The sequence below is a fragment of the Alkanindiges illinoisensis DSM 15370 genome, assembly GCF_000619845.1.
Classification (GTDB): Bacteria; Pseudomonadota; Gammaproteobacteria; order Pseudomonadales; family Moraxellaceae; genus Alkanindiges; species Alkanindiges illinoisensis.
Genome location: NZ_JHUX01000003.1, coordinates 327,120 through 340,583 on the forward strand (window position 1 = coordinate 327,120; position 13,464 = coordinate 340,583).

The window sequence follows — 13,464 nt, forward strand, 5'->3', positions numbered from 1 at the left end:
GAAAATTGGTATGGCTTTTGCTAATATATCAGGTATTAAATTTGTAAGGCGCACCTACAGGGTGCAGTTACCCAATACTGGGAAATACTGGAGCAAAGTGAGCATGGCAAATAAAGTCCTCAACTTAATTAAAGAGCACGAGGCCAAGTGGGTCGATTTTCGTTTTACAGACACGCGCGGTAAAGAACAACACGTTACTTTCCCTGCTGGCACTGTTGATGAAGATACCTTCGAAGATGGCAAAATGTTTGATGGTTCTTCTATTGCTGGCTGGAAAGGCATTGAAGCATCTGACATGATTTTGCGTCCAGATCCTGAAACTGCTTTTATCGACCCGTTCTTTGAAGCAACAACTGTTGTGGTGACCTGTGACGTTATCGAGCCGACCACTGGCCAGGGTTATGACCGTGATCCACGTTCCATTGCACGCCGCGCTGAGGAATATTTAAAGTCTACCGGTATTGGCGACACTGCATTCTTTGGTCCAGAACCAGAATTTTTTGTATTTGACGAAGTGAAATTCGACATTGACATGTCAGGTGCCCGTCATACCATTTATGCTGAAGAAGCTGCCTGGTCTACCAACAAGGACTACGAAGCTGGTAATACTGGCCACCGTCCTCGTGTTAAAGGCGGTTATTTCCCGGTTCCTCCAGTGGACAGCGCGCATGACCTGCGTGTTGCCATGTGTGATGCCATTGAAGCCATTCTGGGCGAAGGCAAAGTTGAAGTTCAACACCACGAAGTTGCTTCCTGCCAGTCTGAAATTGGTGTGAGCTTTAACACACTGGTACGTAAAGGTGATGAAGTTCAGGCAACCAAATATGCCATTTTGAACGTTGCCCACCAGTTTGGTAAAACAGCAACCTTCATGCCGAAACCAATCGTTGGTGATAATGGTTCAGGTATGCACGTTCACATGTCAATCAGCAAAGACGGCAAAAACCTGTTTGCTGGTGATGAATATGCAGGCTTGTCTGAGCTAGCACTGTTCTTTATTGGTGGTGTGATCAAGCATGCCCGTTCCCTGAACGCGATTACCAACCCGTCAACCAACTCTTACAAGCGTCTGGTTCCGCATTTTGAAGCCCCGATCATGCTGGCTTATTCTGCGAAAAACCGTTCTGCGTCTATCCGTATTCCTTATGTTTCCAGCCCGAAAGGCAAGCGTATTGAAGCACGTTTTCCGGATTCTACTGCCAACCCATACCTGTGCTTTGCTGCACTGCTGATGGCCGGTATCGATGGTATCCAGAACAAGATTCATCCAGGCGAAGCTGCTGACAAAAACTTGTATGACTTGCCTCCTGAAGAAGAAGCCAAGATTCCTACAGTAGCCCATAGCCTGGAAATGGCGCTGGATGCACTGAAAGCGGATCATGACTATCTGACCAAAGGTGGTGTATTCACCAAGGAAATGCTGGACGCTTATGTTGAGCTGAAAATGGAAGACGTACGTCGCCTGAACACCACAACTCACCCAGTTGAGTTTGAAATGTACTATAGCTGCTAATTAAAATAGCAGTATTAAGGCGTCTCTTTAAACTGGAGGGATGTCTTAATGTAAGCCCGGAAGCATTGGTATCATTGCTTTCGGGCTTTTTTATTATTTATACATTCGGATATGATTTAATAAAATTCAGCACTATTTGTCCCCTGTTTTCCTTGTTTATCAATAAACAAAGGATATGAGGCTGTGAAATAGGGGACAGATAATACTTGAGTACTGGTATTACAGAGCAATGGCTTTAACCGATGTGCAGCTTAGAAAATTAAAACCGACTGGCAACGAGTATCAGGTAGCTGATGGTCACGGTTTTATAAGACTTTATTGTCATCAGACAATGGTCAACAGTATGGCATTTCTGGCTGTATAGTGATTGAGCAGGAACCTAACTAGGCGTTGGCCAAGCGCTTGCAACAATGGTATACACTGCTGGCACTCAGCCGGGTCAGCGGGTATCTGGCAAGGACTGCGCTGCCATTTGCTACGGTTTATGGCTGGGGCAAGCAAAAGTTAAAGTTAATTTAGATGAGGATAATTTTTACATAAGTTTAGTATTGTTGCTTAGAGCAGGAATGATTGCGGTAAGACCATGACCAGATCATTATTTAAGGGTCATGGCCGTGGGACACTGATTACTCACTGATCTTAAGTCAATGAGTAGTCTTTAGGATTAAAACTGGATAGACGTGCGCGCATTTCAAAGGTTGTCCAAGGCCATAAGGTGCTATTTCTGCCATTGGCGTCAATAAAGTAGCTGCTGCAACCACCTTTATTCCAGACCGTATCTTTTAAGGCATCTTGTACTTCATCATTGTAGCTGGCAACGATTTCAGGTTTGACTTCAAAAGTCTGAACATTCTTTTGTTTTAACTGTTTCAGTGCATCTAGGATATACGCAAGTTGTGCTTCGAGGATAATTAATGCCGAAGAACTGACCGCAATATTGGGACCAAACGTGATAAACGCATTGGGACAACCGGGAACAACGGTTCCCAAATATCCTACCGGGCTACCATTCCAGACTTCTTCCATGGTTTTGCCATGTTTATTACGAATTTGCTTGGCAACAGGCGGATTACTAATTTCAAACCCTGTACCAAAGATAATCACATCAACTTCATGTTCGCTGCCATCATCGGCAATTAATGTATTGCCTTTAATTTCCTGAACTCCACAACGGCGTACATCAACATTCGATTTGGTTAATGCGGGATACCAGTTATTCGATTGCAGAACCCGTTTACAACCAATGGTAAAGTTGGGGATTAATTTTTCCCTTAAAGCCTTGTCTTTAACCGCATGGTTAATATTCCACTTTGCCAGACTTTCAATCTGACGAATCAGCTTAGGATGGTGCATACTGGAATTTAAAGATTCAAATACCCCATACACACTATAACGAGTTAAACGTTGGGTAATCGGTAAGAATTTAAACAGGAGCTGGGCTGCTTTGGGCAGGCTTTGATCCATTTTGGGCAAGACCCATTGCGGGGTGCGTTGAATCAAAGTCAGTTTTGCCACTTTAGGCTGAATTTCCGGGACAAACTGAATTGCAGACGCACCAGCACCAATCACGGCAACCCGTTTGCCGGTCAGGTCAATATCATGCCGCCAGTGGGTGGAATGGAAACTTGCCCCCTTAAAACTATCCATTCCAGGAATTTCAGGATAAACCGGCTCATGCATGGGGCCGCCTGCCATAATTACAAAGCGGGCAGAAAATTCACCCTGACTGGTAGAGATGTTCCAGCGTCTGGCCTGATTATCCCAAGCCGCTTCAATCATTTCATATTGAAAGCGCACATAAGGGATTACGCCAAACTGCTCAGCGGTACGTTGCAGGTAGTGCTTGATTTCCAGTTGTGGTGCAAATACGCGGCTCCACTTTGGATTGGGTGCAAAGGAATAGGAATATAACGCGGAAGGGACATCACAGGCGCAACCGGGATAGGTGTTGGCACGCCAGACACCACCAATTTCCGTGGCTTTTTCCAGAACAACAAAATCGGTAATACCAGCTTCTTTAAGTTTGATTGCTGCGCCAATCCCGGCAAAACCAGCACCAATAATGACTACTTCAAAGATTTGGGCTTGAGACATGTGGTGTCATCCTTATTTGGTTTGTGCCAGTTTGTTCAGGCGGTTTTCATAACTCTGGCGATCCTTACGGTTCAGACCTTTAAGGATGCGGTCATCACCTGCAATACGGCGAGCAGCAGTATTGAGCCACTGGGGTACTAAACCATAAGCACGCGGGCTATGGGTCAGATAGTGCGGTACAGCAATTTCAGGCATGTTGTCACGGATTGCACGAATCACTGCCTGTGCAACATCCTCAGGATCAACCGTTGGAATAGGAAGATCTTCACCTGTACCAGAAGAAAGCTCGGTGCGTACTTTAGATGGCATCACCGTAGATATATTGATTGGGGTATCCCGTAATTCCTGTTGCATAGAAGCGGTTAAACCCACCACAGCAAATTTGGTAGCACAATAGACACTTGCACCAGGAATTGGATATTTACCTGCTAAAGACGCCACATTAACAATATGTCCTTTTTGACGCTGTAACATACCGCCCAAAACCGCTTTCATGCCATGAATCACACCGCGCAAATTAATATCAATCTGGGCATTGGTAATGGCTTCACTTTCCTCAAGGAAATGTCCCATCGGCATAATGCCGGCATTGTTAACCAGAATATCAACTGGCCCCAGATTGCTTTCAGTAGCTGTAATAAAGTCATTGAATGACTGCTGCGAGCGGACATCGACATGGTAACCAAAGCCATTCACGCTTTTAGTGGCCTGTTCGGCAAGCTCGGTATCAATATCACCAATCGCAACTTTTGCACCAAGCTGTGCAAAGGCTTTTGCCGTTGCCAAGCCAATGCCACGACCTGCGCCGGTAATGACAACAACCTGGTCTTTAAAGTTATAACTGCGTTTCATGGCTTTTCCTGCATATTTTGCGTCAAATTTAATCTTGGAATAAATTGTCATTTTTGGAATTAAATGTCAAATTTTAATTTTAAGTCGTTTTTAATGGATACTTCTGATAAGATTTTTACATGAATGACAAAACCACAATTTCCCGGGCGGAACGCCAGCGAATTCAATTACAGGCAGAAATTATTGAAGCTGCATTTATTGAGTTTTCCGAGCGTGGCTATCACCAAACCGCAATTTCTGATATTGCCCAGCGTCTAGGCATTGGGCATGGCACGTTTTACCGTTACTTTCAAAACAAGCGTGATATCCTGGACAAGGTGATTGCTGATACCTCAGTGAAGATCATGGATTTACTGGCCAATGAAAATGCACCCGGTGCAGTTGCATCGGTAGAAGAATATCGTATACAGGCTGAACGGATTGCAGGAAAGTTTCTTGAATTTGCCAGAGAAAACCCGCGTATCATGCGTTTGATTCTATTGGAAGCTACCTCAATTGATCAGCAAATGACGGCACAAGTGAATAATCTGTTGCATATGGGCGGCTTATTTACCGCATCGTATTTGAAAGACGGGGTAACAAGAGGGTTTTTAAGGGCAGATCTGGATATTGAAATGACTGGGCATGCGATTGTCGGCTTTATTGTCGCAGGCGCATTACGCTTTCTGGCTGCACCTGACAATACAGAAGCTATGAAAAGTTATAGTCAGGCTGCCATTCAAATGATGATGTTTGGGATTGCTTCTATAGATCAATAAGTTTGACAAGGATTATAATTTAAAAAAATTGACTAAATTAATAGTCCCCTATTTTGTCCCTTATTTGAATATTTTTTAAATTAAGTGTTTGTTTTTTAAGACATAGTGTACTATAGCTGCAATTAAAATAGCAGTATTAAGGCGCCCCTTTAAACTGGAGGGGCGCCTTAATTTAAGCCCAGAAGCATTGGTATTATTGCTTCCGGGCTTTTTTATTGTCTTATGCTTTTCAATATAATTTAATCAAATCCAGCATTATTTGTCCTCTGGTTTACTCATTTATCAATAAGTAGAGGACAGGAGGCTATGAAATAGGGGAACAGATTATACTTTAGCGCTTGTGTTATCGGATTGCAGAGTAGTGACTTTAACTGATGTGCAGTTTAGAAAATTAAAACTAACTGGCAATAAATATCAGGTGGCTAATGTCACGATCTAGTGATTATTGTCCGGGCTAAAGGAATGATGCACTGGCGATATAAATATAAAATAGATGGGAAAAAGAAAAAGTTATCTTTAGGTATATATTCTGCAGTTATGGGCAACGATAAGCCGTTTCAGGTTGGATCTAGATTTTTAAGTGGCGAAAGTTAGGCAATAAACGATTAGCTCAATTTGTCCTTCAGCTTAACCACTTAAGATTGGCTCAGCCTATAGCTCCAATAGGATTTAAATCCAAACGCTATAGTCTAGCGATCTGGCTACACCAAAGCGGGTGCCTATAATGATATTTTCTAAGGATACAATGAAGTCATTTCACTTTTTATGTTTGAACCCCACAGAACCTATGAAAGTGAATTTTTCTCATGATTTTTCTAAAAAAGATCATTTTTATTCATGTTGTGATTCAGGTATAAATCCTCTTATAGAAATGAGGGGACCAGATCATCATGAGTCAAGAGTTTACATTTGCGATTAAGCGCATTCATTTTGATGAAAACTATCATCCGGCAGACAATACACGTCTCACTACTAACTTTGCGAATTTGGCCAGAGGAGAACATCGCCAGGAGAACTTGCGCAAAGCTTTAAAGATGATTGACAATCGTTTCAATGCCTTGGCGCACTGGGATAATCCTCACGCAGATCGTTATTCGGTCGAACTTGAAATTATTTCGGTTGATATTGATATTGAAGGTAATGGCAAGACTTTCCCTACCATTGAAATATTAAAAACCAATATCATTGATCACAAGAACAACCAGCGCATTGAAGGTATTGTTGGCAACAATTTCTCCTCATATGTGCGCGATTATGATTTCAGTGTATTACTGCCAGAACATAATAAGCATCAAGCTCAATTTAGCACCCCAGAAAACTACGGCGAACTGCATGGCAAAATCTTTAAAGCATTTGTGAACTCAAATGTTTATCAAGATAACTTTGCTAAATCACCTGTGATTTGTCTGAGTGTTTCAAGTAGCAAGACTTATCATCGTACTGAAAACCAGCATCCTGTCCTCGGTGTGGAATATCAGCAAGATTCCTATTCTTTAACCGATGAATATTTCGCAAAAATGGGCTTGCAGGTTCGCTATTTTATGCCGCCAAACAGTGTTGCTCCTTTGGCATTTTATCATCGTGGTGATTTGCTCATTGATTATACGGATCTTGAGCTGATCGGCACCATCAGCACCATGGAAACCTTTCAAAAGATTTACCGGCCTGAGATTTACAATGCCAATTCTGCAGCAGGGAAATATTATCAACCCAGCTTGAAATATCAGGATTATTCATTAACCCAGATTGTTTATGACCGGGAAGAACGTAGCCAGTTGGCGGTTAAGCAGGGCAAATTTACTGAACAGCACTTCATCAAGCCTTACCAGAAAATTCTTGAGCAATGGGCTGCCAATTATGCTGTTTAAGCTCTGATACATTTTAATTTCAAATAGATAAGATAATTAGTTATGAAACGATTATTACCGACGTCAACAGCTGGCAGTTTACCCAAACCTTCCTGGCTTGCAGAGCCTGAGAAACTTTGGTCGCTCTGGAAACTACAGGATAGCGAATTGATTGATGGCAAACAGGATGCGTTACGTTTGGCATTGCAGGAACAGCAACAGGCTGGCATCGATATTGTCAGTGATGGCGAACAGACGCGCCAGCATTTTGTCACCACATTTATTGAACACCTTAACGGCGTTGATTTTGAAAAACGTGAGACCGTGAGAATCCGTAATCGCTATGATGCGAGTGTACCCACTGTGGTGGGTGCGGTATCGCGTCAACAGCCCGTGTTTGTGGATGATGCGCGGTTTTTACGCTCGCTTACCGATCAACCGATTAAATGGGCACTACCTGGCCCGATGACCATGATTGATACGCTGTATGATGCGCATTATAAAAGCCGTGAAAAACTCGCCTGGGAATTTGCCAAAATCCTCAATGAAGAAGCCAAAGAGTTAGAGGCTGCTGGTGTGGACATTATCCAGTTTGATGAACCTGCATTTAATGTGTTTTTTGATGAGGTAAATGACTGGGGTGTTGCTACTTTAGAGCGGGCACTTGAAGGACTAAAATGTGAAACTGCCGTGCATATTTGCTATGGCTATGGCATCAAGGCCAATACAGAGTGGAAAAAAACGCTGGGTTCAGAATGGCGGCAATATGAAGAAGCATTTCCGAAATTGCAACAGTCAAAAATCGATATCATTTCACTGGAGTGTCATAACTCACGTGTTCCAATCGACCTGCTTGAACTCATCCGCGGTAAAAAAGTGATGGTCGGTGCTATTGACGTGGCTACCAACAGCATTGAAACCCCAGAGGAAGTTGCCGATACCCTGCGTAAAGCCCTTCAATTTGTCGATGCCGACAAGCTCTATCCGTCGACCAACTGTGGTATGACGCCTTTATCCCGTCAAGTTGCAAGAGGCAAGCTTAATGCATTAAGTGCCGGTGCAGAAATCGTCCGCAAAGAACTCTTGGGCAAGTGATTACTGAGAGAGTAGGGCAAAAGAGTTCCCGTTTAACTGTATTTCAGGATTAAACGGGTCAATGTCATGAGGAACAATGTGATGATTGAAGCAACAGACTTTAGACATGCCATGGCGTTGTTAAGCAGTGCGGTCAATGTCATTACCACAGCAGGGCTGTCTGGTCGTTATGGATTCACGGCATCTGCGGTGTGTGGTGTCTCTGATACACCCGCAAGCTTACTGGTCTGTATGAATAAAGCTTCCCGGTCACATGGGCATTTTATAGACAATAAAATTTTAACGGTGAATGTTTTAGGCGCGCAGCATCAGCATCTTTCCCATGCATTTTCATCCGGTATGAGTTCAGAAGAGCGCTTTAAACAAGGCGTTTGGACAGAACTGGAAACGGGCGCCCCCGTCTTGGCAGATGCTCTGGTGAGTTTTGACTGTGAGATTGAGCAGATTCAGGAAGTCGGAACCCATACTATTTTTATCTGTCGTATTGTTGCGATTCAACACGGTCAACAAGAGCAAGGCCAGCAGGATCAGGGTCTGGTTTATTTTAATCGTGGCTATCATCAAATTGGTCATCATGTCGGGCCTCAAGTTGGCCATCAGGTGGGGCAGGCCGAAACTGCTTAAGCCTACTGGTTATTTCATTTAAAACTTTCAAGTCAGTATATCGTGGAATTAATCATTTTCTTTGCAATTGGTGCATTAGCGGGATTTGCCGCAGGACTGTTTGGTGTTGGTGGTGGAACGATTATCGTGCCCCTGTTGTATGTGGTCTTTACCCAAATGGGCTATGACCCTGAAGTGATCATGCATATGGCGCTAGGAACGTCGTTAGCGACCATTATCGTGACATCGATAAGTTCATTAATGGCACACCATAAAAATGGTGCAGTCATCTGGCCGGTATTTAAAAACCTGACACCAGGGATGGCTTTAGGATCTTTTTTAGGGGCAGGTATTGCAGGGCTGCTGTCTGGCGCACATTTGCAACTGATTATCGGTGTGTTCGTGATCTGGGTGGCTTACACCATGTTTGCTGGTGCAAAAAAGGTCATAGATCAGAACAAAGTACTGCCATCAACCCCTAAACAAGTCGTTGCAGGGACGGGAATCGGTGTTGCATCAGCAATTTTTGGGATTGGCGGCGGGAGCTTAACTGTACCTTATCTCAATCATTATGGTGTGGTCATGCAAAAGGCCGTTGGCACATCAGCCGCATGTGGTTTACCGATCGCGATTGCAGGTGCTTTGGGCTTTATGTTTTTTGGTATGAAAGACCAGATTAATGTGCCAAATACGATTGGCTTTGTACATATTTATGCATTCTTAGGGATTAGCATCATGAGTTTTTTTACCGCAAAACTCGGTGCAAAAACAGCTCATGCATTATCACCAGCCGTACTTAAAAAATGCTTTGCTGTATTGTTATTGATCGTCGGCTGTTTTTTCATCTTTAAGGGATTACATTGAGATAGAGTCAGTTCATTTTCTATGGGTCTTAGGAAGTTAGAGGGGGCTATTACGGAGTATAATTTAAGCAAATCGAGGTATAAAGTACCATTCCGAGGATTGAAGCGATACTCTGTTTCTTTAAGATGCAAATAAAACATCTTTTTGTCAATTCCATTAAACTTAATGAGTCTCTTTTTAGCATAGTCCCAGAATGATTCTAACCCGTTAATATGACGCTCCCCATTGGCAAACTCATTATCTCTATGATGCTTGTCAAAGCCAATGTCGACCAGACCATCATAGCCTCTCCAGCCATCAGTTTTGCTATCTTACGCAGTAAAATCCATTGTAAAAAAGCGAACAATCTGCCTGAATTTTGCTTCTGTAATTCTTGAACGAGAATATTATCTATTTTTTGCTTTCATATAAGGAAGTTACCATACTTTTTAATATGCTTAACTTCCTAAGACCCAATTTTAAATCACCATTGGCCTATTATGTCGTGTATCGGCCTGAATCAGCCAGTTTGCCGCGTTTTGGGGCTTTTAAGGACTGGCTCATTCTGAAGTGAATCAGGTTAAATAAATAGCATTTTTTAAAGGTATGATGTTGATCTGCTTAACTGTTGTGATGATCAACTTCCCGGGTTAGCAGGTGATGTATTTGATGGCCGGGCCATTAATTATGGTAGCAACTTTTGTAGGTTTTATTGGCGCCTATACCCATGCACTATTTGGCCCGGAACTGCTGTTTGTGGGTGGCGCGCTGGCTGCAGTCATTGTCACCTGGTTTACGTTTTTGCCTTCTTTCCTGTTTATTCTGGCTGGTGGGCCACTGATTGAATCTACGCATAATGATATTAAATTTACTGCACTACTGACTGCCATTACGGCTGCTGTGGTTGGCGTCATTTTAAATCTGGCGCTATTGTTTGGTTATCACGTGTTTTGGCCAAAAGGATTTGCAGGGAGCTTTGACTGGATATCGGCTTTGATTGCTTTGGGTGCGGCAATAACGTTGTTCCATTACGAGCAAAATGTGATTCAGGTGATTATTGCTTGTGCCCTGATCGGACTAGTCTTGAGTTATATCCAGCTACCATAATCAGATTTAATGGATGAGAGAACGCTTTATGGTCACTTGCTCATAAAGCCAGTGATTCGAAAAATCTCTGCTACTGGAGTTATAGTTATTTGAGCTATAGCCAAATTTTGCAGTCATATTCTCGAGCGCTTTATATCTTAAAAAATATCCAGTTTGTCCATTTGGTTCCAATGATGCTGGTGTTTGGTTTTATACTGAAGGGCGCCAGCAGGGGAAAATACAGCCTGATAGCAGATAATGACTGAAAGGGTATTGACCATAATTTATTCATTTATCATTTAAAAGTAAGTGTTATCATCAAACGGGATATAGCAACGGCGCATTGCCAGCGTTACATTTAACAGCGTCAATATAAGTGTGTAAAGTCATAACAGTCTAAACGAGGAATACAGCATGTTCAGGGAAAGCAAATTTTTAGCCTTAGCGCTTACACTGGTCATGAGTGGCGTGGCGCAGGCTGCCATTTATAAGACAACCGATGCCAAAGGCAATGTGGTGTACACCGACTCACCATCCAGGGAAGCTAAAACTGTTGATTTGCCGCCGCTATCCATTGTACCGAGTTTAAGTGCCGAGCAAATTGCACAGGCAAATGCCACTAATCAAGCCGCTGCACAGCCTGCTGCCATTCGTTACCAGCTCAAGTTTGCACAACCTGCTGCTGAACAAACCGTACGCAAGCCTGATCCAATTGGTGTGACAGTTAATATCCAGCCTGCATTGGCCAATGGCGATAATATGTCAATTTTGCTGGATGGCATCGTGGTTGCCAATGGTAATGGTGTTACGATTTCTACTGAACAAATGGATCGGGGAGCACATAGCCTGGCCGCACGGGTAACCAATTCGGCAGGTAAGGTCGTTAGTGAAGTCAGCACCACCGTTTATGTGCAGCAAAATAGTGTCAATTCGCCTGCAAGTCAGGCAAACAGACCAGCGCCAGCCAAACGATAGCCGTTTTTATAAACAGCACTAATTGTCAAGCTGGTGTTAAGCGTGTAAAACACTAAGGTAAATTCCACATGCCTGAGTTGTATGCCTGCTAATTTATCTCATCATTTGGTGCGCTGGCATACTTCCAGACGACGATTTAATCCGTCATTATCCCATATTCCGGCTGAAATCAGGCCGTGGTTAGTGGCAAATGGTTCCTTAACCCGCCAGTTAACCCAGCTTGCGGGTGGTCAGTTTCGGGTGGAGCCATTCCGGCAGGGTTTTGAGCGTATTTACCTGCATGAAAGCCAACTGATGCAAACTGCAGTTGACCAGCAGGCCTGGGTGCGTGAAGTGTATCTGTATGGCTGTGAAGCGCAGCCCTGGGTAAAAGCGCGCAGTATTATTCCGGTACAGTCATTAAAAGGGCAGGGCTTGCGTCTGCGTTACCTAAAAAACCGGTCTTTGGGTTCTCTGCTGTTTGCCCGTACTGCACCGCAGTGTATTCGCCAGATTGCCTTGTTACCCGAAGGTTGGACACGCCGTAGCCTGTATATCTGGCATCAGCGTCCACTGATCGTTCAGGAAACTTTTTTACCGGGCTTTCAGCATTATTTGCTCAATCATTCCCAGCTTTAACTTGCCAAAGCCATGACAAAACTTACGATCCCAACAATCGCGACCATAAAAATTCTGACTATAAAAATCATGACAAGAGGTTGCCATGCAGCTTGATACGCCGCCCAGTTTGTCTCCTCTCAATTGGCAACAGCGCCTAAAGGCCTATATTCAATTGACCCGTTTTGACAAGCCTATCGGCACAGAGCTGTTATTATGGCCGACTTTTTGGGCGGTATGGATTGCAGCAGAAGGTCATCCCAGTTTTAAAATTGTGCTAATTCTGTTTTTAGGCGTGATATTCATGCGCGCTGCTGGCTGTGCCATTAATGACTTTGCCGACCGCAAGGTGGATGGCCGGGTTGAACGTACCAAACATCGGCCATTGCCCAGTGGCCTCATTTCTGCCAAAGAAGCCCTAGGGGTATTTGCAGTATTGGTGCTGGCTAGTGCCAGTCTATTACTGTTTTTGCCAATTCAAGCATTCTACTGGTCATTTGGCGCATTGGGGCTGGCCGCAATTTATCCCTTTATGAAACGCTATACCTACCTGCCACAGTTTGTACTGGGTGCAGCGTTTTCATGGGCGATACCAATGGCTTATGTGGCACAGGGCCAGACACCGGATTTGTCGTGCTGGTTATTATATAGTGCCAATCTGTTATGGACGGTGGCTTATGACACGCAATATGCCATGACCGATCGCCCAGATGATCTTAAGATTGGCGTAAAGTCCACTGCCATTCTGTTTGGCAAATATGACCTCACTATTATTGCCCTGTTGCAATTGGCGAGCCTTGGCCTGCTGGCATGGGTATTTGATTTACATCATCTATTCAATGGATTTACTGGATGGGCTACCCTTGCCATTGTGCTTGGACTGTTTATTTTTCAACTGGTAAAGACACTGGATCGGCAACCTGCACATACTTTCTGGGCATTTCGGCACAATCGCTGGGTTGGATTGGTAATCTGGCTGGGCATTGTTACCAGTTACTTGCTATAGCATGAAATTTCTATCGATGCCTTAAAGTGAATTGTTAAAAAGCTTATCTATATTAAGTAGCCTTTGGCGCTGCCTTGTTTACGCTTTACTACGCTTGTTTACCTGTTGTCTACGTTGGCTACAGTTGGAGGATATGTCTTATACAGGAGTACATCAGCATTAACATTTGGTTTTGCTATGCTTAATCTCATCAAG

The 13,464-nt window shown here is 43.6% G+C and carries 11 protein-coding genes and 2 pseudogenes; 10 read left to right on the plus strand and 3 right to left on the minus strand.

Annotated elements, in window-relative coordinates; genetic code table 11:
* The first annotated feature begins 97 nt into the window (after positions 1-97).
* Positions 98-1,513, plus strand: a complete 1,416-nt coding sequence (glnA, locus tag Q337_RS0101790; RefSeq protein ID WP_456059075.1) for a type I glutamate--ammonia ligase — start codon at positions 98-100, stop codon at positions 1,511-1,513.
* Positions 1,514-2,152: 639 nt separating this feature from the next.
* Here glnA and Q337_RS0101800 read toward each other — a convergent pair.
* A complete protein-coding gene (locus Q337_RS0101800; protein ID WP_026470124.1) occupies positions 2,153-3,607 on the minus strand; it encodes a flavin-containing monooxygenase in 1,455 nt (484 codons plus the stop codon).
* Between the two features lie 12 nt (positions 3,608-3,619).
* Positions 3,620-4,459, minus strand: a complete 840-nt coding sequence (locus tag Q337_RS0101805) for an SDR family oxidoreductase (RefSeq protein WP_026470125.1) — start codon at positions 4,457-4,459, stop codon at positions 3,620-3,622.
* A gap of 119 nt (positions 4,460-4,578) precedes the next feature.
* Between Q337_RS0101805 and Q337_RS0101810 the strand changes: the two genes are divergently transcribed.
* From Q337_RS0101810 to Q337_RS0101830, 5 genes are all read left to right on the plus strand, one after another.
* The gene (locus tag Q337_RS0101810; protein WP_026470126.1) at positions 4,579-5,217 is read left to right on the plus strand and encodes a TetR/AcrR family transcriptional regulator; all 639 of its coding nucleotides are present in this window, start codon (positions 4,579-4,581) and stop codon (positions 5,215-5,217) included.
* An 890-nt stretch (positions 5,218-6,107) separates the two neighbouring features.
* Positions 6,108-7,085, plus strand: coding sequence for a DUF1852 domain-containing protein (locus Q337_RS0101815; protein WP_026470127.1), 978 nt, complete (start codon positions 6,108-6,110; stop codon positions 7,083-7,085).
* 42 nt (positions 7,086-7,127) lie between these two features.
* Positions 7,128-8,159 carry a methionine synthase gene (locus tag Q337_RS0101820; RefSeq protein WP_026470128.1) on the plus strand — a complete coding sequence of 344 codons (1,032 nt, stop codon included), beginning with the start codon at positions 7,128-7,130 and terminating at the stop codon, positions 8,157-8,159.
* A gap of 81 nt (positions 8,160-8,240) precedes the next feature.
* Complete coding sequence (locus Q337_RS16415) at positions 8,241-8,783, plus strand: flavin reductase family protein (RefSeq protein ID WP_051526482.1); 543 nt, start codon at positions 8,241-8,243, stop codon at positions 8,781-8,783.
* Between the two features lie 42 nt (positions 8,784-8,825).
* A complete protein-coding gene (locus tag Q337_RS0101830; RefSeq protein ID WP_026470129.1) occupies positions 8,826-9,626 on the plus strand; it encodes a sulfite exporter TauE/SafE family protein in 801 nt (266 codons plus the stop codon).
* Between the two features lie 36 nt (positions 9,627-9,662).
* On the opposite strand, the pseudogene Q337_RS18530 reads toward Q337_RS0101830, so the two are convergent.
* Positions 9,663-9,928, minus strand: a pseudogene (locus Q337_RS18530) (transposase); the annotation flags it as partial.
* 352 nt (positions 9,929-10,280) lie between these two features.
* Here Q337_RS18530 and Q337_RS0101835 point away from each other — a divergent pair.
* The 4 genes and pseudogenes from Q337_RS0101835 to ubiA all read left to right on the plus strand — a co-directional run.
* Positions 10,281-10,712 (plus strand): annotated as a pseudogene (locus tag Q337_RS0101835) (chromate transporter); the annotation flags it as partial.
* A 393-nt stretch (positions 10,713-11,105) separates the two neighbouring features.
* Complete coding sequence (locus Q337_RS0101845) at positions 11,106-11,666, plus strand: DUF4124 domain-containing protein (protein ID WP_026470131.1); 561 nt, start codon at positions 11,106-11,108, stop codon at positions 11,664-11,666.
* Between the two features lie 81 nt (positions 11,667-11,747).
* A complete protein-coding gene (locus Q337_RS0101850) occupies positions 11,748-12,284 on the plus strand; it encodes a chorismate--pyruvate lyase family protein (protein WP_026470132.1) in 537 nt (178 codons plus the stop codon).
* An 85-nt stretch (positions 12,285-12,369) separates the two neighbouring features.
* Entirely contained in the window at positions 12,370-13,269 is a 900-nt protein-coding gene (gene ubiA, locus Q337_RS0101855; protein ID WP_051526483.1) for a 4-hydroxybenzoate octaprenyltransferase, read from the plus strand.
* The last annotated feature ends 195 nt before the right edge of the window (positions 13,270-13,464 follow it).